At 54.6% G+C, this 23235-nt stretch carries 22 protein-coding genes; 15 read left to right on the top strand and 7 right to left on the bottom strand.

The window, feature by feature from the left end; all coding sequences use genetic code 11:
* The first annotated feature begins 42 nt into the window (after window positions 1-42).
* The 14 genes from H8K04_11625 (at window position 43) to H8K04_11560 (ending at window position 17703) form a co-directional block, all read left to right on the top strand.
* On the top strand, window positions 43-1497 hold the full coding sequence (locus tag H8K04_11625) for a polysaccharide biosynthesis protein (GenBank protein UVT14500.1): 1455 nt from the start codon (window positions 43-45) through the stop codon (window positions 1495-1497).
* Window positions 1488-2348, top strand: a complete 861-nt coding sequence (locus H8K04_11620) for a methyltransferase domain-containing protein (protein ID UVT14499.1) — start codon at window positions 1488-1490, stop codon at window positions 2346-2348. The genes H8K04_11625 and H8K04_11620 overlap by 10 nt, the downstream gene beginning before the upstream one ends.
* 10 nt (window positions 2349-2358) lie before the next feature.
* Window positions 2359-3528, top strand: coding sequence for a glycosyltransferase family 4 protein (locus tag H8K04_11615; protein ID UVT14498.1), 1170 nt, complete (start codon window positions 2359-2361; stop codon window positions 3526-3528).
* The gene (locus H8K04_11610) at window positions 3525-4391 is read left to right on the top strand and encodes a WecB/TagA/CpsF family glycosyltransferase (GenBank protein UVT14497.1); all 867 of its coding nucleotides are present in this window, start codon (window positions 3525-3527) and stop codon (window positions 4389-4391) included. The genes H8K04_11615 and H8K04_11610 overlap by 4 nt, the downstream gene beginning before the upstream one ends.
* Before the next feature lie 284 nt (window positions 4392-4675).
* The gene (locus H8K04_11605) at window positions 4676-5353 is read left to right on the top strand and encodes a hypothetical protein (protein UVT14496.1); all 678 of its coding nucleotides are present in this window, start codon (window positions 4676-4678) and stop codon (window positions 5351-5353) included.
* Window positions 5354-5530: 177 nt separating this feature from the next.
* A complete protein-coding gene (gene xrtD / locus H8K04_11600) occupies window positions 5531-7105 on the top strand; it encodes a VPLPA-CTERM-specific exosortase XrtD (protein ID UVT14495.1) in 1575 nt (524 codons plus the stop codon).
* Window positions 7106-7136: 31 nt separating this feature from the next.
* Window positions 7137-8765 carry an undecaprenyl/decaprenyl-phosphate alpha-N-acetylglucosaminyl 1-phosphate transferase gene (locus H8K04_11595; GenBank protein ID UVT14494.1) on the top strand — a complete coding sequence of 543 codons (1629 nt, stop codon included), beginning with the start codon at window positions 7137-7139 and terminating at the stop codon, window positions 8763-8765.
* 74 nt (window positions 8766-8839) lie between these two features.
* Window positions 8840-11224, top strand: coding sequence for a tetratricopeptide repeat protein (locus tag H8K04_11590; GenBank protein UVT14493.1), 2385 nt, complete (start codon window positions 8840-8842; stop codon window positions 11222-11224).
* 9 nt (window positions 11225-11233) lie between these two features.
* Window positions 11234-11842 carry a polysaccharide biosynthesis/export family protein gene (locus tag H8K04_11585; GenBank protein UVT14492.1) on the top strand — a complete coding sequence of 203 codons (609 nt, stop codon included), beginning with the start codon at window positions 11234-11236 and terminating at the stop codon, window positions 11840-11842.
* 80 nt (window positions 11843-11922) lie between these two features.
* Window positions 11923-13077: a hypothetical protein gene (locus H8K04_11580; protein UVT14491.1), complete on the top strand. Its 1155-nt coding sequence runs from the start codon at window positions 11923-11925 to the stop codon at window positions 13075-13077.
* Between the two features lie 6 nt (window positions 13078-13083).
* Window positions 13084-14856, top strand: coding sequence for a lipopolysaccharide biosynthesis protein (locus H8K04_11575; protein UVT14490.1), 1773 nt, complete (start codon window positions 13084-13086; stop codon window positions 14854-14856).
* Between the two features lie 15 nt (window positions 14857-14871).
* Window positions 14872-15708: a CpsD/CapB family tyrosine-protein kinase gene (locus tag H8K04_11570; GenBank protein ID UVT14489.1), complete on the top strand. Its 837-nt coding sequence runs from the start codon at window positions 14872-14874 to the stop codon at window positions 15706-15708.
* A gap of 31 nt (window positions 15709-15739) precedes the next feature.
* Window positions 15740-17143, top strand: a complete 1404-nt coding sequence (locus tag H8K04_11565; protein ID UVT14488.1) for an AAA family ATPase — start codon at window positions 15740-15742, stop codon at window positions 17141-17143.
* Between the two features lie 131 nt (window positions 17144-17274).
* On the top strand, window positions 17275-17703 hold the full coding sequence (locus H8K04_11560) for a tetratricopeptide repeat protein (GenBank protein ID UVT14487.1): 429 nt from the start codon (window positions 17275-17277) through the stop codon (window positions 17701-17703).
* A gap of 73 nt (window positions 17704-17776) precedes the next feature.
* Here the strand turns inward: H8K04_11560 and H8K04_11555 are convergent, their stop codons facing one another.
* The 3 genes from H8K04_11555 to H8K04_11545 are packed head-to-tail and all read right to left on the bottom strand — an operon-like array spanning window position 17777 to window position 18874.
* Window positions 17777-17974, bottom strand: a complete 198-nt coding sequence (locus H8K04_11555) for a hypothetical protein (GenBank protein UVT14486.1) — start codon at window positions 17972-17974, stop codon at window positions 17777-17779.
* Window positions 17971-18492: a phosphate-starvation-inducible PsiE family protein gene (locus H8K04_11550; protein ID UVT14485.1), complete on the bottom strand. Its 522-nt coding sequence runs from the start codon at window positions 18490-18492 to the stop codon at window positions 17971-17973. The genes H8K04_11555 and H8K04_11550 overlap by 4 nt, the downstream gene beginning before the upstream one ends.
* Window position 18493: 1 nt before the next feature.
* On the bottom strand, window positions 18494-18874 hold the full coding sequence (locus H8K04_11545; GenBank protein ID UVT14484.1) for a CBS domain-containing protein: 381 nt from the start codon (window positions 18872-18874) through the stop codon (window positions 18494-18496).
* Between the two features lie 152 nt (window positions 18875-19026).
* Between H8K04_11545 and H8K04_11540 the strand changes: the two genes are divergently transcribed.
* Window positions 19027-19560: a histidine phosphatase family protein gene (locus H8K04_11540; GenBank protein ID UVT14483.1), complete on the top strand. Its 534-nt coding sequence runs from the start codon at window positions 19027-19029 to the stop codon at window positions 19558-19560.
* Here the strand turns inward: H8K04_11540 and H8K04_11535 are convergent.
* The 4 genes from H8K04_11535 to H8K04_11520 all read right to left on the bottom strand — a co-directional run bounded on the left by H8K04_11535 (window position 19557) and on the right by H8K04_11520 (window position 23217).
* The gene (locus H8K04_11535) at window positions 19557-20279 is read right to left on the bottom strand and encodes a thymidylate kinase (protein ID UVT14482.1); all 723 of its coding nucleotides are present in this window, start codon (window positions 20277-20279) and stop codon (window positions 19557-19559) included. The genes H8K04_11540 and H8K04_11535 overlap by 4 nt on opposite strands.
* Complete coding sequence (tmk, locus tag H8K04_11530) at window positions 20227-20976, bottom strand: dTMP kinase (protein UVT14481.1); 750 nt, start codon at window positions 20974-20976, stop codon at window positions 20227-20229. Before tmk ends, H8K04_11535 begins: the two co-directional genes overlap by 53 nt.
* Entirely contained in the window at window positions 20973-22526 is a 1554-nt protein-coding gene (locus tag H8K04_11525) for a Ppx/GppA family phosphatase (protein UVT14480.1), read from the bottom strand. Before H8K04_11525 ends, tmk begins: the two co-directional genes overlap by 4 nt.
* A gap of 124 nt (window positions 22527-22650) precedes the next feature.
* Entirely contained in the window at window positions 22651-23217 is a 567-nt protein-coding gene (locus H8K04_11520; protein ID UVT14479.1) for an OmpA family protein, read from the bottom strand.
* Window positions 23218-23235: the final 18 nt, after the last annotated feature.

The raw sequence follows: 23235 nt of genomic DNA, 5'->3' as shown, positions 1-23235 counted from the left end.
CCGTTAATGGTGAGAGTGGCTCGTGGAAGCCTCTTGATATTCATGAGCATGTTCTTTGGGCTCGGCCTCAACTATGTCTACAGTATCAGTCTTGCGCACATGCTCAATGCAGAGACATTCGGCCTGTATACGCTAGGTCTTGCCGTGTTCAATGTGCTTTCGGTGGTATCAGTCGCCGGACTAGACCGAGCCATTCTGCGGTTCATTCCGGCGGTGAATGACGGCACCGGTACCGATCTGGTTGGCACGATGGCCAAGCATATCGCCGGAATCTCACTCATCATCGGATGCTTGGTAGGACTGGGACTTCTAGGACTATCGCCAACCCTTTCAGCGAAGATCTTCGGTAAGCCAGAACTCACACCGGTCTTGGTCGCCTTCTCCTTTGCAATACCACTGTTTTCCGTTTCCACGGTGCTGCTATCTACTCTGCAGGCGCTTCAAGACAATCGATGGCGATCCTTCGTGAAGTATGGATGTGAACCAGTTGTCAAGTTTGTACTAACTGTGGTTTTCGTCTGGATAGGATGGAACATATTCGGTGCGCTTGTTGCTTTCGGAATCGCGCTGTGTTTCACGGTCGTGTTGGCGTGCATTCCGCTTGGCCGCTATATGTCCTCAGATTGTCCCTCTTTTCAGCACAGACAGTTCTGCGAAAAGGTCTTGCGGTTTGCTGCCCCGCTACTCGCGTCGTTGCTTATCGCCAGCCTCGCAAATCGATCAGATATTTTCATGATCGGCTATTGGTTGCAACCAGAGCAGATAGGGTTTTATGGCGCTGCTTTGCAAACGGCATCCATTATTGCGTTGATCCTCGGCTGTCTAGATTCCGTCGCGAGTCCTCTTATCTCCAAAGCCATTTCCGGCGATAACAAGTCCGAGCTTGAGCCACTCTTACAAACCGTTCTCCGATGGTCCGTCACTATTGCGTTGCCAGTATTTCTGGTGTTTGTGCTATTTCCTGCAGAAGTGCTATCGATGTTTGGCAATCGATTTCACGAAGCGTCCTACTGCTTGGTCTTGTTGGCAATGAGCCAGGTGATCAACGCGGCCAGTGGCTCATCCAACACTGCACTGGTTTTGGCTGGATATTCAAGAGTGGTGATGTGGAACAGTGTTTGGCTCGGGGTGGTTCAGATTGGGCTAAATGTACTGCTGGTCCCCATTTATGGAATTACTGGTGCAGCTGCGGGTACGGCCTTCGCATTAGCTCTCGTTAGCATGGTCCGTCTTTTGGAATGTTCCCTGCTACTCAAAGTGAGGGTTATTGAACGAGAGATCTGGAAACCAGTCCTTGCGGCAGCAATCACGTTCGGCCTTGTCTTTGTCATGAGATTCTCTGGCTTGACTCTCAGCTGGTGGATATTGGCTGCTGCAGCCGTAGGCTTCTATTTATTCATAACCACTCTATTGGGTTTACAGAAGGAAGATCGGGACATATTGATCCACCTGAAAACGGCGGTGTGCCGTCAAGGAGGTCCGCGGTCATGTCTATGACGAGTGAAATAGGGGCGATGGATGCGACATACGTTAGTGACTGTCTGTCGGGGCGGAGACTGTATGGAGAGGATTTCTCAGAGGATGCGATCCAAGCGTGGTTCGAAGACGAAAGGGAAGGATTTGCCGACCTTGGAGCAAAGAACCAGGCTTCCTATTGTTATGAATATCACAGGTTAAATGTACTGCATGGGTTTCGGTACCTTCCTCAGAGATTATCTGGCCACACTCTATCCATAGGGGGAGCCTATGGTGAAGAGCTGAGACCGTTCCTGTCGAATATCAGGACTATCACAATCTTGGAGCCGTCTGGAGCATTCACAACAAGAAGCTTAGACAGCGTACCGATCCAATACGCAAAACCAGAGGCGTCCGGAATTATGCCGTTTAAGAATGAAACTTTTGACTTGGCTACTTGTTTTGGATGTCTCCATCACATTCCCAATGTCGGTGCTGTATTGCGAGAGCTGCATAGGTGTCTCAAGCCGGGCGGGTTTGCTCTAATTCGAGAGCCAATTATTTCCATGGGAGATTGGCGACAGCCTCGGCGAGGGCTAACCAAGCGTGAACGTGGAATACCGCTCCCGATTTTCCGAACATTGATTTGGGAGGCCGGTTTTCACATCGAGAGGGAAACGCTCTGTGGCTTTCCTCCGATCGCACGAATCGGAGGAATGCTAGGAACGCACTGCTACAATTCATCTGTGACGGTTCTAATCGATCAGCGTCTGGCAAGTATGTTCGCTTGGAATTATCGATATCATCCTGTCACGTTTCCCCAAAAGTTGACGCCGACTGTTGCTGCCTATGTGCTGAAGAAGTCCATGGAGCATGATGGCCAGGACAGGTAGGTGCGGCGAGATGGAAGTGAATGAACAATCTGCTGTGGGAAGGGCGGCAGATATCGAGGTTGAGGGTAAACTCTTCATTATCGGTCCAACACCGCCACCATTTCATGGAGTGGCCGTCGCGATTCAAACGTTATTGAGTTCTTCGCTTTCGCAGAAGTTTCGTGTTGAGCATTTAGATCTCGCCGACCGGCGTGGCATTCAACACGTCAATAATCCGGATTGGCATGACATTATCCTCTTTATTCGACAATGGCTGAAACTGGTCGGCATGCTGATCCGTGCGTGTCCAAGCATAAGTTACCTTGTGCTCTCTCAGTCGACAATTGGCTTCTTACGGGACAGTTTCCTGATCTGGCCGGCTTACGTCCGAGGGAGTCGTATCGTCCTTCATCTGCACGGAGGCAATTTTCGCGAGTGGTTTCGAGGGCGCTCGTGGTTCATGAAGGTATATGTGAAGATCGTGCTCAGACGCGCGACCAGAGCTGTCGTTCTCGGAGAGTCTTTGAAACGGGAATTTGAAGGGCTTATTGATGCGGAGCGGATTACCGTTGTGCCAAACGGGATTGATTGGCCAGACGCCAATGTTCGAGGGCACAGTCCTCGGTCACAATCACGATTCCGCATTCTTCATCTCAGCACCTTGAGCCACCTCAAGGGCGCCCTCGTGCTTCTCCAGGCAGTCCCTATGGTCGTTCATCGTCGAAGGAATGTCGAGTTCGTGTTCGCAGGACCCTGGTCACACGCAGAGGACAAGCGGTGGGCAGAGGAATTCATTCGTCAACACAAACTTGAAGCACACGTGTCGTTCAGCGGGCAGGTCGGGGGTGCAGAAAAAAGAGCTTTGTTTGACTCCTCCGATGTTTTCGTTTTTCCTGGAGTTCAGCAGGAAGGTCAACCGTTGGTCGTGATTGAAGCGATGGCAGCCGGTATACCCATTATTTTTACTGATCGAGGCTGTTTGCGAGATACGGTCCTGGATGGAGTGGCCGGTCTGGAAGTTCCAATTGGTGATGTCTCTCAGTTGGCAGAGCGCATTGTTTGGCTACTGGATCATCCCGGGCAGATGAAATTAATGGGAGCACAAGCTCGTCGACGGTATGAGGCTATGTACACCAAGGAGCGGCACATCCAGCGCATGATCGACGTCTTTGTCTTGTCGGAGAAAGAAGGGGCGGCATGAGAGCTTCCGTGTATGTGAAAAAAGACATAGGTGCAAAGGATCATAGTACGGGAATCCTTCTTGAAATCCCAATCGACCGAAGGCCCCTCTTGGACATCGTTCAAGACTCCATTAGTGCCGTGAACAGCAGAACCTCTCAGGTAGTGTTTGCCTGTGCCAATCCTCATTCGTTGGTAGTTGCTCAACAGGATTCCGAGTTTCAGACGGCTTTACAAAACGCGAGCCTAGTTGTGGCTGATGGTATTGGTGCATCAGTGATGGCACGCATTGTTGGCGTCTCTGTTGGTCCTCGGATTACGGGAACAGATTATTTTCAGGGTGTCTTGAACGCACTTCAGAAGCGCGTTGGCGGACGAGTCTTCTTCTTTGGATCGTCGCAGCGCGTATTGGATCTTATGGCAAAACGTTTTGCTGACGATTTCCCATCTTTGACACTCTGTGGTGCCTTGTCTCCACCGTTCGGAACATGGAGTGAGGTTGAAAACCTACGGATGGTGAAAGTGATCAACGATGCAAAGCCGGATGTCCTTTGGGTTGGAATGACTGCCCCGAAGCAGGAGAAATGGGTGGAGGCCAATCGAAGGCAGCTCAACGTTCCCGTGATCGGCTCGATCGGGGCGGTCTTCGACTTTTACGCTGGAACATACTCGCGAGCTCCGAAATGGATCTGTGACATCGGCCTTGAGTGGGCATACCGCTTTATCCTCGAACCTCGCCGGATGTGGCGGCGAAACTTTGTGTCTGCTCCAAAATTTATATGGCTAGTGCTTCGTCAACATGTCTTCGCCAGTCATGGCAAAGAAGTATCTGGTAATCAGGCTGTACAAGAAAAAAATACCTATCAGAATGAAAAAGCTGCCTAAAAAGAGGAACAGTCTTCATCGCATGAACTGTTACTCCGGTACTGGGCGGCCTCTCTGAAACACTGATATGTGATGTACTACTGCCCGCAGGCATTTGCGTTTGCACCGTCCCATACATAATTGAACACCTCCGCAGGAATCTGCACACGCATGTTTTGTGAAATGTCTTTGGTCTTGCCAAGTTTTCAGCTAGATAGAATGTGTGACTGATGGCCCAGGATTTGCTCAGCAATACGCCATTCATACGTGTCCCTAATGTACCAACCTCTAGCAGGAGTAGTGTTATGCCGATGATGAAGCGATGGTTTCTGAAGAAAGTGCTGCTGCCGGCGATTGCGCTGTGTTCATTCGTGGTTCCCATCAGCGGTGCACATGCCGCTCTGGTGAACTATTCGTTCACGGGGAATATCGACGGTATTTCTCCGATCATGGTCCCGGTAACCGGCTCATTTCAATTTGACAATGCGACGGCTGGGAATAACGGTGCCTATAATGGCGCAGTAACAGGTTTTACGCTCAATTTCGGAGGGTTTTTTGGGTACACGACGTCGTTAGCTCCAGGTGCCAACGCTGTGACGATTTCGCAGAACGTCTCTATGAGTGGCGGGACGGGCAACCGTTGGGAGTTAGTGTCCGCTGTGAGCGGCTCCGAGTTTGGCGGCTTTTCACCGTTCAGCTTTGATCTTCGCCTAGACAGCAAGGGGGGAGGATTATTTAATAGCACGGACCTCCAAAATCCGCCAAGTTTTGGCTCGGTAGGTAGTCTACCTGGTCTGACTGCGGCGAGATGGCGGCTCTTTTTCGAGGACCTCGACGGCAATCCTGCCGTGTTTCTCGGATCGATCACGAGCTTGACGGCCGTGCCGTTGCCGGCTGCCGTGCTGCTGTTCGGTGCGGGTCTGGTCTCATTGGTTGGTTTGGGTGCGGGAGGTTTGCGAAATCTCCGCAGATCCCAGGCATAAGCACTACGGTGTTGTGAAAGCGAGGGCTTGATACCTCAAGAAGGTATCAAGCCCGTTCTTTCTCTTGAATGGATCGATAGGTAGCAATCGCCGTAGATCGAAGGTTGCGCCCCCCGCTTCCGGCTAAACGTTGCTCGCTCGGCTCATTCCCAATCATTGTTTGAGTGGCGCTCTCTTATGACTAGTACGCGGGTCGTTCTCTTCACCTCAGTCCTGAGCGCGGCGTTGTTGGGCTACATGTATGAGGAGAGCCTCATCTATTTGTTCAATCACTGGCTAGGGAGCGATGATTATAGCCATGGCATCTTTGTACCTGTAATCAGCGGGGTCCTAGTATGGCAGTCCCGACATCGTCTTCTGCAAATGCCGAGAGAGTCCTCATGGTGGGGTCTGGCGGTCATCGCAGTGGGCCTTATTCTCTATGTGGTTGGTGAGTTGTCCACGCTCTATGTTGTCCTCCATCTCTCTTTGTGGATGGTGATCGTCGGGTTGGCGATTGCGCTGATCGGAATGAGCGGTGCCAAGGCGATCGGATTTCCCCTTGGGTATCTTTTGACCGCGATTCCCTTGCCCGTATTTTTCTACGCGAGTTTATCGAGCCAGCTTCAGTTGTGGTCTTCGTCCCTGGGAGTCGGGTGTCTGCAATTGATCGGGATCATGGCATTTCGCGAAGGCAATGTCATTGACTTGGGACCGGTACAACTCCAAGTGGTCGAAGCCTGCAGCGGCATTCGCTACTTACTGCCGCTGACTTCTCTGGCGATGCTCTGTGCGTACCTGTTCAAGGAGAGTATGTGGAAGCGAGTCGTGCTGGTTCTTTCCGCAATTCCGATCTCGATTCTCATCAATGGTTTTCGTATCGGCATGATCGGAATTCTGGTCGAGATCTACGGGCAAGGAGCTGCCGAGGGCTTTTATCACCTGTTTGAGGGGTGGGTCATTTTCATGGTGAGTTTTGGGCTGTTGCTTGCCGAGATGAGGCTGCTGGGACGAATAGGGACGGCTATTCCCCAGAGGTCTCTTCGTGAACAACTCACCTGGAAAGATCAGGAACAAAATTCAAGCCATCAGCCCAGCCGTACCCCTCCGATCCGTCGCTTATTTTCTCCGGGGCCAGCCTATCTGTGCAGCGTCGCTCTGCTTGCGCCATTCACTCTGCTGTCGACGGCCTTCGTAGATCGGGAAGAGGTTGCTCCGGCTCGGGCGTCCTTTGTCGACTTCCCGATGCAGATCGGTATGTGGCGAGGAGCCCGTTTCGCTCTGGAAAAGCGATACATCGATGCCCTTCGCTTCGATGATTATGTCCTTGCCGATTACCGTTCAGACAAGGAACCTCAGATGAATTTTTATGCCGCGTACTATCGGTCACAACGGAAAGGGCAATCGGCACATTCGCCTCAAAGTTGTTTGCCCGGTGGAGGATGGGAGATTGCGTCCTTAACCCGCACGGAGTTGCCGTCGTCACAGACGATAGGGCAGCCGGTCATAGTTAATCGAGCCGTGATTCAGAAGGGTGATCAGAAGCAGATCGTCCTCTACTGGTTTAAACAGCGCGATCGTCAGATCGCGGACGAGTACCAGGTCAAGTTGTACTTGTTGTGGGATGCCTTTCTTCGGCAAAGGACCGATGGAGCCCTCATCAGATTAGCCTCGCTCGTGGGTCCAGGTGAATCCGAGGCGGCGGTAGATCAACGTCTTCGAGCATTTGCGGTTGAGATCGGCCAAGAGCTGAACCGGTTCGTGCCGGATTGATCGGCGGCGACCAAGGCATGCGAGCCTAGCTATGATGAACGAATTGTTCTTCAGTTCCATGACGGGGTTGCTTCTGTGCATGGCGCTGATTCCGCCTTTACGGCTGGCGGCAGAACGCTTTCAGGTCATGGATTTACCGGGAGGACGCAAAGTCCACGAGCACCCGATCCCACGCGTCGGCGGGCTTGCTTTTGCCGTCGGGGCCTGCGCGTCAATTGCCTGGTGGGGTGCGAGAGATGCGACGACGCTCTCGGTTCTGGCCGGATGCGTGATTATTGTCGCATTCGGAGTCTGGGACGACCGTGTCGACCTGAGTTATCGGTCCAAACTGGTGGGGCAGATACTCGCGGCTATGGCGGTCGTGATCGGCGGTGACATTTGGTTTACGACGCTTCCCTTCTTGCCTGACGTCGAAGTGCCGGCATGGGTCGGCGCTCTCGTGACCATTGTCTTTCTTGTCGGAGTCTCGAATGCGGTGAACCTGACCGATGGATTGGACGGACTGGCCGGCGGCTTATCATTCTTGACGTTGTCGGGAATCGCCTATCTGGCCTTACTCGCGAACGACTCGGTGGTGCTCACACTCACGGTTCCCTTTCTCGGGGCGCTCTTGGGTTTCTTGCGGTACAACACGTATCCGGCACGAATATTTATGGGTGACGGCGGCAGTCAACTGTTGGGTTTCATGATGGGTGTGCTCGCCGTCCTGTTGACCGATTCGTCACGTGGGCCATTCAGTCCCAGCCTCGCGCTATTTTTACTGGGGCTGCCGTTTCTCGACACACTCGGTGTGACCGGTCAGCGATTGGCTGAAGGACGGTCTCCATTCGTCGGCGACCGCGCGCATATCCACCATAAGTTGCTGCGCACTGGACTGACTCACTATGAGGCTGTGACCGTGATCTACTTGATCCAGGCCAGCATGCTTGGGGTGGCCTATCTCCTCAGATGGCAGTCCGACACGTTGATCCTGCCGCTCTATCTTGCCCTGGCGATTTCCGTGCTGCTGCTTTTTATAGCGGCTGGACGCGGGCTTCTTCCCAGCCCGGCATCTCAAGACGGCCTATTTGTGTCGAACGTCGCCGTGACACGATTTGTCAGTGGACCGTTGCTGACCGATATGCCCATCCAGTTCCTGGCTGTCGCCGTTCCGTTCTTTTTGATCGCGCTGGTCTTTCTTCCCTCGAACGTGCCAAGTGATGTGGGCTATCTCTCGATCGCGCTCTTTGTTGTGGTGTTGCTTGGCCTCTCGACGCAGGTCGCCCCATATTTTGTGCGCGGCGGTCTCTATGTGGGAACGACGTTTCTGCTCTATGTCTGTGAGGGATCGCAATCCTCGTTCGTATCGGCCGTTGCGATGGGCCACAATGCATTCTTCGTGGTGGTCGCCATTATGGTCCTCTTGAGTCTTCGGTTTAACGAACAGAACCGGTTTCAAACTACCCCGCTCGATTATCTGATGGTGTTCTTGGCGGTCACGTTCCCGCTGCTCCCGGAAGTGAACGCAGACATATCGCATCTGGGCGTGTTTGCGGCCAAGCTACTCGTGTTGTTCTTTTCCTTTGAGCTGCTCCTCCACGCGTTTTCTCATCGTGTCCGTCAATTGGGACTGGTTTCGCTCTGGATCCTCTTCGGACTCGGAATTCGGATTTTGTTGTAGCGAACCCAGTTACGTAATAACCTAGGTCCATGACAACGCCTTTCATGCAGCATAAATGGGGATGGACGTTCGGCATGCGCGTAAAAATCGGGATTGTTCTTCTGTCGGCGTTCGCATGGGCTGCTTGTGGCGGTCCCGAGGAGAGAAAGGCAAAGTACTTTGCTCGTGCCCATGAGTACATTGAAGCGGCCAACTATCCCAAGGCTCGAGTCGCCCTGAGAAATGTCCTGAAAATAGACCCCAAGGATGCGGATGCCTATGTCCTCTTTGCTCACGTTGAGGAGAAGGAAAAGAACTGGCGCAACGCCGTCCAACTCTATCAGGAAGCCGTCAGATTGGTTCCCGATCACCCCGCCGCGCTGATCACGCTCGGCAAGTACTATCTCGAAGCCCGTCTGACTGATCATGTGGTGGAAGTGGCCGACACGGTGCTGAAAAGCGATCCGCACCAGCCGCAGGCCAATGCGCTCAAGATTGCCGCACAGGCTGTGACAGAGGAAGCGATTCCCCCGGCTATCCCAAAGGCGGAAGCGCTGGCGAGGGAGTTTCCGACAGAACCGGACGTCGCCATCTTGCTGGCTACGTTATACGGTCAGCAGCGGCGGTATCGTGATGCGGAGAACACACTCAGAAGAGCTCTGGAAGCGGATCCAAGAAATCTGGATCTTCTGAATAATTTGAACGCCGTGTTGACGGGAGCGAAAGATTGGGTGGGTGCCGAGGCGGCTATTCGTCGGATGATCGAAGCTGAACCTAAATCTTTGGATCATCGACTGAGGCTCGTCCGCTTCAATGTGGGTCGGGGCGCATACGAGAAAGCGGAATCGGTGCTACGCGAGGCGGTCACCCTGGATCCGGACAGCGAGCAATGCCGTCTCATGTTGGCCGACTTTTTTATGAATCGAAAGGATGTTCCTGCCGCCGAGCGGGTACTTCTCGATGCTGCCGCACATCTGCCGTATTCAAGCCACATTCAATTCGGACTTGCGGGGCTCTATAAGAAGAGCGGGCAAGACGCAAAAGCACGGGAGCGTTATTCCGCGTTGGTTGAGGAATACAAGGGGAAGCCTGTCGGTCTGGAAGCCAAGGTGAGGTTGGCCGAGATGGATCTCCTCGCGGGGAGGGAAGTCGAAGCCGAGCGTCAAGTGGAGGAAGTGCTAAAAGACAATCCCCGTTCTTCCGATGGGCTGATCTTATCGGGTCGAATGGCTTTGGCCAGACGAAATGGGAAGGACGCCGTACAGGCATTTCGCACAGTTTTGCACGATCAGCCCGAGCTGGCAACGGTTCAGTATCTGCTTGGTCAGGCCTATCAGCTGACCGGTGAAACCAACCTTGCAAAGGAAAGTTTTGAGCGGGCAGTTGCGTTGTATCCCGACCAGGTGGATGCGAAACGGTCCCTTGCCGTGTTGGAAAGCAAAAACGGGCGCTACCAACAGGCTCGTGCCCGGCTCGACGAACTGTTGAAACAGCGGCCGGATGATGTGGCCGCCCTTGACATGCTGATGACGCTGGATTTGGCGACGAAGAACTGGCAGGGAGCCGAACAGACCTTGGTGCGGATCCGTCGGATACCGGCCGGCAATTCCGTGGCGTTGATGGCTGAAGGGCGATTTTATGAGGGGCAACGCCGTGTGGAGGAAGCTCGGAGCGCCTATGAGCGTGCGGCGGCGGCGGCGCCGAATGATCCCGAACCGCTGCTGTCTCTTGTGAAGCTTGAAGTGGCTCAAGGTCAGACCGTCCAAGCGAGGGCTCGCTTGGAATCGATTCTAGCTTCGCGTCCAACCCATCCATTCGCCCATGGCCTACTCGGAGAGGTCTTGTCCATCACGAGAGAACAGGAGCCTGCGGCCGCTCAGTTTCGCGAAGCCGTGCGGTTGAATCCAAAGTGGATATCACCATGGCTGAGCTGGGCCTCATTGTCCTTGGCGCAGAAAATGCCCGATGTGGCCGTGCAGGTCCTCGAAAACGGTTTGAACGCCAACCCCGACAGTGAAGAGTTGTACATGCTGTTGGCCTCCGCTCATTCGGACAAAGGACATATTGACTCCGCCATGGCCGCGTATGAGTCAGCGCTTCGTGTGAATCCCCGCAACGTGCTCGCAGCGAATAACCTGGCTGTTTTGCTCGTTGAACGAAAAGGCGATCCGTCAAGTCTCCACAGAGCCTTCGCGCTGAGCCGCGATTTTGAGAAGGAAGCACCACATCCGCTGTTTATCGATACGCTTGGTTGGGTGCGTTTTAAAATGGGACAACAGGAAGAAGCGATTCGATTGATGAAGCAGGCTGTTGCCAAATCTCCGGAAATCTCTGTCTTGAATTATCATCTTGGGATAGCATTCTTTCAGTCCGGGAAGCAGGCGGAAGCCCGTACCTACCTATCGAAAGCCCTCAAAAGTCCGGATCAGTTCGAAGGACGGCGAGAGGCGGAACAAATTCTTGCACAGATAAGAGGATAAGGAGAGTCCATGTCTCGTTCGATGCGATTGGTGGTCAGTGGGTGTGTTGTGGCAGCAGCCGTAATCATCGCCGGGCTACCTGGTCAAGCTCGAGCAGATGAGGCAATGACAGTTTCACCGATGTCGCAGGTTGATCCAGGATATCGCCTAGGTGCCGAGGACGTCATGCTGGTGTCGGTGTGGAAGGATGAACAGCTGACACGAGAAGTCGTCGTCCGTCCTGACGGGATGTTTTCGTTTCCCCTCGTCGGTGATGTCCAGGCCGAAGATCGGACGGTCGATGACATCCGTGGCGACCTGGTGAGGCGGTTGACGAAGTATATTCCGAATCCGAATGTCTCCGTGGCGGTCACGAAAGTCGTCAGTTACAAGGTCTACGTTGTCGGGCGAGTGAATAAGCCGGGCGAGTATTTGATCGGCCATTACACCGACGTGCTTCAGGCGTTGAGCCTTGCCGGCGGCTTAACTCCGTTTGCCGCGGAAAACGACATTCGGGTCATGCGCCGAGTACGAGGAGAGCAATACGCCATTCCCTTCCGCTACGGCGATCTTCGCAAGGGCAAAGACCTGGAGCAGAATATCATGCTTCGGCGCGGTGACGTTGTCATGGTGCCCTGACAATCACAGTTTCCATGCAACCGCACTGCAAAGGGAGGAGTCGCGTTTGGAGCCGGAGGGAGACCGCCCGCGTCATACTTGTGGCGGCGCTCGTATCATTCGGCCTGATACCGGGGGGCCAAGCGGCCGAATGGTCGCTGTCGCCGTCTGTCGGCGTCAAAGGGATCTACAACAGCAACCTGCTGTTGACCCCGTTGCCTCACGATGACACCTATGGATACTCGGTCACACCAGCTACAGAGTTTTCCGGAAAAACCGAGCGTCTGGACGTCAGCAGCCGCGCTGCTGCGGATTTCGTCGGCTACTTTGGCGGAGAGGACAGGCAGTTTTCGAATGTCCACGCCCCTTTGTCGGTGCAGTATCGGACAGAGCAGGATCTCATCGGCTTCACCGGTGGTTTTATGCGGGACAATACACTGCTCAGCGAGTTGCAGGCGACGGGAGTCGTTTTGCAGTTCACGCAACGCAATCAGTGGACTGCGAATCCTACGTGGACCAGAAGGTTGACGGAAAAACTCTCTGTTCAATCAGGTGTGCAGTTTTCCGACACGACGTATGAAAGTGAGAGATTGGCCGACTACCGGTTGATGGGGGGATCCGGAGGGTTTCTTTATCAACTCACTGAACGAGATCAGATTCAACTGTCCGGATCGTATGTTGATTTCCGAACCACCAACTCGCCATCTCTATTTCAAGCGCATTTTCCCGGGATCAACATGAGCCTGATGCACGAGTTTGCAGAATCGCTCAAAGGGACCGTCTATGGCGGACCGAGGTTTTTGTCTAGCAGTTCACAGACACCGATCGGCGATATCACGTCTCGAGAGACGGTGTGGTTGGCTGGGGCGAGTCTGACGAAGAATTTTGAGAGGGCCTCGCTGCATGCGTCCTTCGCTCGGGATCTCGCTCCCAGCGGGCTTGGGTTACTCATCCAGACCAATCGAGGAGAAGTATCAGGTTCATACGAAATCTCGGAAACCATTGCGTGCTCCCTCAATGTAGTCGGAGTGCTTACGTCAGGAAAGACGAGGGCGGCCGTCGGGGGAGTGTTTCCGGACAGCAGCTATGTCAGTGTCGCACCAAAATTGTCCTGGAGAGTTTTCGAGTGGTGGCAAGCGGAGGTGTCCTACATGTATCGATGGCGGGAGATCGATACTTCCGCGGATTCAGCGCAATCTCATGCCACGATGTTCATGGTGACGTATTCTCCCCCGAAATGGGCATTCTCTAACTGACAAGCGATGGCTTCTACACACGTCTCAGCACAGTCTTCCGAGCAGGTTAAGAGTCTCAAGGACTATGTCGCGTCCTTTCAACGACGCAAAAAGCTCATGGTCTCGATAAGTATCGGCCTGTTGAGCGTGGCACTCGCACTCGCTTTTCTGTGGCCTCCGACCTACAGATCCACGGCGACTATTCTGATCGAGGAGCAGGAGATTCCATCCGATCTTGTTCGATCCACCATCACGAGTTATGCCGACCAGCGCATCGAGACCATCAAGCAACAAGTGATGAGCCGCACCACTTTGTGGAAGGTGGTGGAGCAATTCAATCTGTACGAAGACCTCCGGAAGAATAGTCCGGTAGAGGAGATCGTGAGGCGCTTCGTCAAGGATATAGAGGTAGAAGTGATCAGCGCGGATGTCGTGGATAAACGCACTCAGCATGCAACCAAAGCCACTATTGCCTTTACGGTGACGTATCAAAGCCGAGTCCCTGAATTGGCTCAGAAGGTGGCGAACGAGCTCACCAGTCTGTTCTTGGGTGAAAATTTGAAGAGTCGCGAGCGCCAAGCGCAGGAAGCTTCGTCGTTTCTTCAGCAGGAAGCGGATAATCTGGCCAAGCATATCGGTGAGATCGATGGGAAGATCGCGTCGTTCAAACAGCGGGCGAGCGGGGCGCTCCCGGAGTTGATGCCCTTGAATCAACAATTGATGAACCAAGCTGAACGTGAGCTGATGGACGTCGATCAGCAGCTGCGAAGCCTCGAGGAACGGAAAACCTATCTTGAGGGAGAATTGGCCACGATCAAGCCGAACACTCCGATCGTGTCCGTCACGGGAGAGCGCATTTTGGATTCAGCGGATCGCCTGCGCGCGCTGCGCGCCGAGTATGCGGGTGCTGCAGCCAACCTCTCGTCCGATCATCCGGATATCATCAAGATGAAGCAGGAGATGGAAGCGCTTGAGAAGGAGACGGGTCAGCTCCCCGATGAGGTGGAAACCATCAAACGACTCACCGATGCGCGCGCCATGTTAGCGGCGGATTTGGAGCGATTGGGGCATGAGCATCCCGACATCGTACAGTTACGTCGGAAGGTCGCTGGGCTCGAAGAAGCAGTACGGCGCGTCAAAGCCGCCCCCGGCCGGAAAACTGAGCTTCGACCGGAGAATCCTGCCTATATCAATCTCCAAGCCCAACTGAATTCCGCAACCGCTTCGCTGGATGCGCTTCGCAAAACCAGAGTGGACTTGAAGCGCAGACTTCAGGAATACGCGACACGGCTGGAACGGGCTCCCGAGATCGAACCGGAGTATCTTGTGCTGACTCGAGATCGGGATACGTCGGGACAAAAGTATCAGGACATTCGGTCTCGGTTGTTGGAGGCGAAAGTGTCGGAAGGTTTGGAAGTGCAGCGGAAAGGCGAGCGCTTTTCTTTGATCGACCCACCCAGCATTCCTGAAAAGCCGTTCAAACCGAATCGGCTGGCTATTGTGCTTCTTGGGTTCATCCTCGCGGTTGGTGGTGGAATCGGCGCTGGTGCTGCAGTGGAATCACTCGATCATTCGATCCGCACGCCGGAACAGCTCGTCGCGCTGACGCAACACTTCCCGTTGGCGGTCATTCCCTTTATGCCGAACGAAGAGGATGTGTCCCGGGTGAGATTGCGACGACGCCTCTTTCAGAGTGCCGGGATAGGCGCGGTGGCGACGATTCTTCTCGTCTTGCATTTCTTCGTGGTGCCGTTGGATGTGCTGTGGTTCACCGCATTGAGACGATTCGGCATGGAATAGGGACACAGAAGGATTATGGATCGTATTCGAACCGCACTGAAGCTGTATAAGGATTTCAAAGGCACTTCCTCCGCTTCCGCTCGTGGGGAAGGGACGAAGCGGACTGCATCTCACTCTGTCCCACCTCCGATCACGTATACGAGGACCAGATCACTCCACATTCCACTTCCCGTGCTGCTCGGGCATCGGGTGATGGCCTCCTATCAGAGGGGACCGTTTGTCGATGCGTACAAAATATTGCGGACGCAAGTGACGCATCGGCTTCGAGAGAATGGATGGAATGTCCTGGGCGTCACCAGCCCGGGGTACGGTGAGGGCAAGACGTTGACGGCCGTGAACTTGGCCGTCAGTCTCGCCATGGAGACGACGCAGACGGTGCTCCTGGTGGACTCGGATCTTCAGGATCCAAGCGTACACAAGGTGTTTGGATTACAGGACTGTCTCGGGCTTGCCGATTACTTGCTGGACGACCAGCCCGTCGAGGATCTACTCCTTCACCCGGGAATCGGACGATTCGTGCTGTTGCCGGGAGGACGGGCCATTTCGAACTCCACCGAGATTCTGACCTCTCCGAAGATGGTGGCGTTGGTCGAAGAACTCAAACATCGATATCCCTCGCGAGTCGTCATATTCGATCTTCCTCCGCTGCTCCATACCGCGGATGTGCTGGCATTTTCACCTTATACGGATGCCCTTCTCATGGTGGTGGAGGAGGGGAGAACGACCGGCGATGAGCTGCAGCGGGCTTTAGGGTTGGTCAAGAATTCCCGCCCCGTTCTTGGAACGGTCCTAAACAAAGCAGGACGATCATCTCTGACGCTGGCCGACATGAAAGCGATGTTGTCCCAATAGGAGACGACATGGAGGGCGGAGCGGCGCAATCATGTACGAATCCTTCTATCATCTAAAGACCAAGCCGTTCGCGCTCTTGCCGGACAGCAGCTTTCTCTACTCCGGTTCAGAGCACCAGGCTGCCTATAGCCTGCTCGAATATGGCCTCCTCAGCCAGGCTCCGTTTATGGTGCTTACGGGCGAGCCGGGCATGGGCAAGACATCCCTTCTCCAGAAGCTGATTGCCGAACACGGAAACAAACACAAGATCGGGCTGGTTACCAACGCCCGTTATGACATCGAGCATCTCTTGCCTTGGATTTTATTGTCTCTCGGGTTGAGCACCAAGCGGCTTGATCCGATCGAAGCCTATCACATGTTTTCGGAATTCCTGGCTCAGGAATCGAAACGTTTGCGGCGAGTCATCCTCATCGTAGATGAAGCCCAAAATTTGGGAGCCGAGCTGCTCGAAGAGCTGCGGCTCCTGTCCAATATGAACGATGGTCAGACCTTAAAGTTGCAGATCATCCTCTCCGGTCAGCCGGATCTCCATACATTGCTCCAGCGAATCGATATGACTCAATTTGCGCAGCGGATCGTCGTTGACTATCATCTGAAGCCGCTGTCTGAGACCGACACGGCCAGTTGTATTCGTCATCGCATTCAAGTCGCCGGTGGACGGCCTTCCCTCTTTACCCAAAAAGCGTGCGCGCTGGTGCATCGTTTGAGCCGAGGAACCCCTCGCCTGATCAATCAGGTATGCGATGTGGCCTTGACCTATGGGTATGCCGAGCAAGCGAAAGTGATTACATCTAAATTGGTCGCTCAAGCGGCCCTAGATCGATGCAGGGGAGGGATCCTTCCTCTGGCCGCTAAAGAAGAGCTGGTTGGGCTGGCAACGGCTCCGGAGGATGCGAGCGAAGTGGAAGCCCCCGTTCCAAACCTCCGATCGCCAGCGAACGAAGAACCGGCCGATGGCCGTTTTATTGGTTCCCCAGAAAGAGCCTACGCACAGGGCCTGATGTTGAAGGATGAAGAACGATTGAAGGAGGCCGTAGATCTCTTTCATCTGGCGGCGAAGGATAAGTCAATGTGGCTCAAGGCCTACGCACAAGTAGGGCTTTGCTATGTCAAGATGAAGGAGCCGCACGCGGCGATACACGCGTTTCGTACGGCCCTGCAGGATGAGAAGGCGTCACCGGGGGATACCATCGATGCACTCTATTTTTTAGGGCGTAGCCTCGAATCGGTCGGGCAGGACGGCGAGGCGTTTGACGTCTACCGACAAATTGAACAAGCGACACCAACCTTCCGAGACGTTGCGAATCGGACTAGGGAATTGAGGACCATCTTAAAGCAGTCGGCCAAAACACGAGAGACGGCAATGGGAAAAGACTCGTGGTTCAGCAGCGTCATCGATAATTTTCAACGATTCCTGATCGGGAGCCAGAAGTAGACTTCGATGAACGGCAGGAGTGGTGCTTCCATCCGCCTTAAGTAAGTTTTCTATTTCTTACGTGCCAAACGGGGCGATTTCTGGTTTCATTGACATGGACCAGTGTTAGTTGCGCGAGGTTCAGGAGCGTCATGTCGGATCCAAGCGATCAGGTGTCAGAGCCAGTCGTGAGCCCAGCGGAGCGCTATGAACGCGGGCTTGCGCTGAAAAATGCCGGGATGCACAAAGCTGCAATCGATCAGTTTGAAATGGCCGGAGTGGATCCATCCTTCGCAGTCAAGGCCTATGCTCAGATGGGTCTGTGTTATAAGCTGTCCGGCCGCTATGAGGAGGCCGTCCCGGCATTTCAGAAAGCACTCAAATTCACACCGGGGTCCTCCAAGGAAACCGTTCAAATTCTCTATGTGCTCGGCCGCACGCTGGAATCGTTGGGCCGTGTCGCGGAAGCCATGGAATCCTATCGCTGGATCAGGCGGGAAGATGGGTCCTATCGAGATGTCGCTGAACGTATTGAGCGGCTGAGCTCCCGTCGCCCGGCCCTGGCTTCGAAAAAGGCATAGTGCCCACCTGAGCCCTTCCGGCTATGATCTGTCGCTCACGACCTGTGGACAGAGAGGGCCGCTAAGCGGCGAATCAGGCCTGCAATTCGTACTCAAATCCCCGGCGTCGTAAACGGATCAAGTCCCGCCGACTCAGCTCATCCACGATGATGAATACCTGATTCCAAGTGAGTTCTGGAAGACGAGAAAGAAGCTGTTCGAGCAAAATGTGTCGTTGCTCCTGAACAATGATCAAGATCTTTGCTTCGGCTTGCCCCGCAATAGCATTCATGCGTGACCTCCTGTATCACCATGAGTTATAGGCGCATAGACCGGCCGCCGCGCCTGCGTTGGACTCCACCGAACGACCATCACGCGAATGGTTCCTAAGGTGAGCAGGATTCCACCCAGAGTCACCAATGCTTGCCAATCGCCTCCTTTGAACCATTGAGAAATCACTTCGGTCAGCATCACCACAAGAATGGTGTCGACGATAAAGGTTACCTTGACACGACCTTCGCTGAAATAGGTCAAGGTGGTTTTAAACACTTCGACGATTGCCAGTAAGATCAGGGTGTTGATGATGACCTGTCGCAACACGATCTCCGTCGGTTGGTGGGTGAGGGTCAACAGATCCATGAATGTTTTCAGGATCCCGCCGGTGAGAGCAGTCAAAATAGTGACCATCATCAGGCTGAGCACTCCTTTGATTCCCCAGGTCCATACCTCCATCAGGTCGAGGCTACGCAGCCGATCCCAAGCGGTGGCGCCCCCCGCCAGAAGAACCTGTCCGGGCGTGTTCCAAGACATACTAAAATTCATCGATCAATACCGGACGAAGGAGATCGCGAACGGCGAGTACTCCGACGACCGTCTCCGCCTTGAATACCATCAAATGCCGTATGCCGTGCTGGTGCATGAGATCGGCCGCTTCTGTGATGGGACGTCGTTCATCGATCCCGGCGATCGGCTTGCTCATCATGTCATCCACCGGGAGGAGGGGTGGTGCCTCGATCTCCGCCACTGTTCGGGTACGATCGGGCTCCGTCACGAGGCCGATAATGTGATTGTCATCTTCCTCAAAGACGCTCACAATCTTGCAATTCGACATCAGTTTCGCCGCATCGACGGCGTTCACCCTTGCGGGCACGGTGGCCAGCGTTCGCTTCATCAGTTGTCCCACAGTGATCATGCTTCCTCCTTCGCTCGGGCATGTTCGGTTTCTTTTGCCGTACTGTGAGGGTACTAAGCAGGAGTTGCAGGACTATGACTCCCACGTAAAACTTCTGTTAACTGTACCGTTCCTGTGTGGTAGGCTCATGTTCATCGGATGAAGGAGGGAGCATGGATTGTGTGCTGTTTCGTCATGGCATCGCTGTTGAGCCGGAGGAGTGGGAAGGAGCGGAAGAGAATCGTCCTCTCACGGAGAAAGGGAAGAGGCGAGCCAGACAGGCTGCTGAAGGGCTTGCCGCGCTTGACTGTAAGCCCACTCATCTGTTTACGAGCCCGTTCGTGCGGGCCTATGATACGGCGAGGCTGCTGCGCGCGGCTGTCTGTCCGGCGTTGAAAGTCGAGACGCGGGAAGAATTGGCTGTCGGGGCCAAACCCGATCAATTTATCGCTTTTCTACATTCGCTCCCGCCTGATTCGGTGGTGGTGTGTGTGGGGCATGAGCCTCTGCTTGGTGAAGTCGCGGGTCTGTTGCTCTGCGGAAAAGCCATTTCCGGTTTTCAACTTAAGAAGGCCGGGACCGCTTGGATCGAGATAAAGGGCGTTGTGAAATCGGGACAAGGACGCTTGCGCTGCTGGCTGGAGCCGATGCAACTGCGGGCCTTAGGCAAGCGATCGCACACCAAGAAACGGGTTAAACAGCCTTAGGCAGGGGCCGTTCCCGCCTCGACCACAGGCTTGTGGTTCTGTAGGACGGGAAGAATATATCCTCGGAGTTCATCCTGGATTTCCTCGGGAGATTTCCTCGCGTCGACGACGTTGAACCGAAATTCCACCGCCATCTTGTCGAACTCTTCGATCAGCAGCGATTGGTATTTTTTGAAACTGTCGTAGAGATCGGCTCCAAGCCGAAGATCCATGCCGGATTCCCAGTAATTCATTCCAGTGGTCTCGATGACTCGAAGCGCCAGTGTTTCGACATCGATTCGCAGATAGCACACCAGATCCGGGATCAGGGCGAATCCGAACACGTCACGGATCCATTTGCGGTCGCCGCTGCGCACAAAGTCCCGGGCAAGCGCCGTATAGATGTAGCGATCGGCCAAGACGACGAACCCGGATCGGAGAGCCGGAACGATCTGATGCTCGAGACGATCCGCGAAATCCGTGGCATAGAGAAGACTGAGCGACCAACGATCGAGGATATTGCCGGCCTTCGCCATTTCGATCGCTTTGGACATGAGGTTGGAGCGAGTCCATCCCGTCGTGATCACTCCATAGCCCTGCACCTCCAGCCATTCCTGCAACATCTCGATGTGAGTCGATCGGCCGACCCCGTCGGTCCCTTCGACGGCGATCAGCTTCCCTTTCAGCTCACTCGGATTTAGGTACTTCAAACCGTCGCCAAAAAAGCGTGCGTCGGCCATAGATGCCTCGTCTGGGTTTATAGCCATGGAGTGCGTCCGCCACCAACGCCCGCATGTGTTCCTGCTGCGTCTCGATGTCCTGGGTGGCATCCATCGTCAAGAGACCGAATTCATCGACGATCTTGTCGTATTCCGTGAGGATCCGTGATTGAAAGATTCGGAAACTCTCCGTAACGTCGGCGCTCAGATTCATATCCATGCCGGCTTCATAGTACTTGAACTGGCCACGGGTTCCTCGCACAAGTCTGGAAATGGCGACTTCAATCGGGACTGTGAAGTAAAACGCCATATCGGGCTTGATCGCAAACGCATAGAGTTTTCGTACCCATTCATTGGCCACGCCACGCACGACGTCCCGGGCAAACGCCGTATACATGTAGCGATCGGCGAGGACGATCATTCCTGCTTTCAAAGGAGGGAGTATCTGGTGATACAACCGGCTGGCAAAGTCCGTGGCATGCAGCAAGCTGAACGTCGTCGGGGTGAGGCTCTTCGATTTCTTTCCTCGTTTCGTGGTCTCTTTCACGAGCTCCGAGGAATTCCACTCGGTAAAGAACACCTTGTGGCCTTTGGACTCCAGCCACTTGTGCAGCAGTTGCAGTTGAGTGCTTTTCCCCGACCCATCGATGCCTTCGACGATGATCAGTTTCCCCGGGTGAGGATGAGGTGCGGTCTTGATGGTGTGAGATTCAGTCATGATTTGTCGGTGTCCACCTGCACTCCCGAGAAGTGGACGCGCCGGCGGAATACCTGTTCGAACAGGTCGGCTCGGCTTGTTGCCGCCCACAGCTCCATCTCTGCGTCGCCCGTCAAATGAACCTCGATCGTGACCTGCTTCCCAAACTTGACGTTCACGGCTTGGACAAGAGAGAAATGGGTTCGATCGAGTCCGTCGGCGATCCGGAGCAACGATGCAAGGATCTTGACGACACGTTGCAAGCGGGGAGGCAGGCAGTCGAACTCTTCATGCTTCAGGGCCGGCAGTGCCCGCCGGTGATAGCGGGCGATATTGGCGACCACATCGATCTCCTCGGCCGTCAGTCCTCCCAAGTCGCTATGCTTGATCAGGTAGTAGGCGTGCTTGTGATGTTGTCTCGGATTGATGTGGTACCCCACATCGTGCAAGATGGCCGCGTATTCGAGCCAGGTACGCTCCTGCAGCCCTAAATGGTGTTCCCGCTTGGTTTGATCGAACAGGCGCAATGCCAGGTTGGCCACGTGCAGGGAATGCGCTTCAGGCGCGTGACAGCGGCGGGCAAGACCGATCACGTTGCGACGGCGGACGTCGGGAATATCATTTTCAGCTTTCAAGCCTTCACGGTGCCGCACGATAAAATCGTAGATCACCCCTTCGCGAATTGCCTTGTCGCAAAGCGTGACCTCGTTCAGACCCGATAGTTCGGTCAAACATCGGAGGACGACGGTGGTGGGCAGCAGTGTATCGACGCGCTTCGGGTCCAGGCCGGGAATCGCCAGGCGAGCCTTCACCGACGACTGGGCCAGCTCCGCTTCAAGGACACGGATATCTTTCAACTGAACCGTCGCAAGATTGTGTTGCGGCAACGGTCGTCCCGTCTGCCGAAGATGGACGACCTCGGCGACGTTCCCGGCCATTCCGGAGGTGGCCACCAGCGAATGAAACTTTTTCGTCTTGAACGATCCGAGAGCGTCGCGAAGGTGAGTGAGGGCGGCCTGTTCCAGGGTGTGCATCATCGACTCCGACGGCGGAGTCTTGGGAAGAAATTGTTCGGCTAAGCGGATCGCCCCGAGTTTGAGGCTCTTGCCGTGGATCAGCCCGTCCCGGTTACCCACGATCAATTCTACGGAGCCGCCGCCGATGTCGATGACCAATGTCGGTCCGTCCGGGAGGGCGATGCTGTTCTTGACGCCCAGGAAAATCAATCGGGCTTCTTCGGTCCCACTGATCACCCGGACTCGCAGCCCCGTCTGTTCCATGATCAAGGCGACAAAATCGCCGCCGTTTTGTGCTTCGCGGACGGCGCTGGTTGCGACCGCGACGATGCGGTCGAACCCTTTGTTGCGGGCGAGTGTCACCAATGTCTTGAGGACTTCCAGCGCGCGGGCCATGGCTTCGTCGGACAGCCGCTTCGTGGCAAAGACGCCGTTTCCCAGCCTGGTAATGTCCTTGAAACGGTCGAGGATCTTAAAACTGGCGTCCGGCAGAATCTCAGCCAGCACCATATGAATGGAATTGGTTCCGATATCGATAACGGCGAGTTTGGACACGGAAACCCCCTATGAATCGAGAGTTTATGGACCTTAATGAACGAACGGGGGATGTGTCAAGGAGCAGATTGTTAACTGTGTGTTACAAATATACGGCGCGCGGAGAAGAAACCGGCTCCGTGTGTCATTTGACGGTGAAATGAACGCTCCGGTTTTTTTGTCTGCAATCGCCGTTGTGCTCAAAACAGAGCGGCCGGTCTTTTCCGTAACTCGTCGTGTTCACGTCGAGGGACAAGCCGAGCTGTTGGAGATAGGACTTCACGTTTCGGGCCCGACGCTCACCGAGAACGAGATTGTACGCCGAGGTGCCCATCTCATCGCCACGTCCTTCCAGCAGGAGACGTGTCACTCTGCCATTCTGTAATTGCTTCGCATTGGCCTCCAAGACGCGCATCGAATCCATGCGGAGCGAGTCCCGGTCAAAATCAAACAAGATGTCGCTCAGCATTCCGGCAACCAGGCCGGTCGCATTGCGGGATGCGAGCTCTGATTGCATGGCAGGGCTGATCCGCGAGTCGGCCAGTTGGCTATCGTCGGAAGGAATCTCCTTGATCGTTGGTTCGTTGATCCGCTCCTCCTGTGCGCGTCCCGTTTGGCCGGCCCCCGATCCGGATTTAGTGGCGCAACCCTGCGCAAGAAGCACGGCAAGAACGGACATGCCCAGTAGAGTGACGCTACACACCTGCCTCATAGATCCTCCTCTGAATAA

Source organism: Nitrospira sp., from assembly GCA_024760525.1.
Classification (GTDB): Bacteria; Nitrospirota; Nitrospiria; order Nitrospirales; family Nitrospiraceae; genus Nitrospira_D.
The sequence above is the reverse complement of the archived record's forward strand: the minus strand, read 5'-3'. Positions and strand labels throughout refer to the sequence as shown.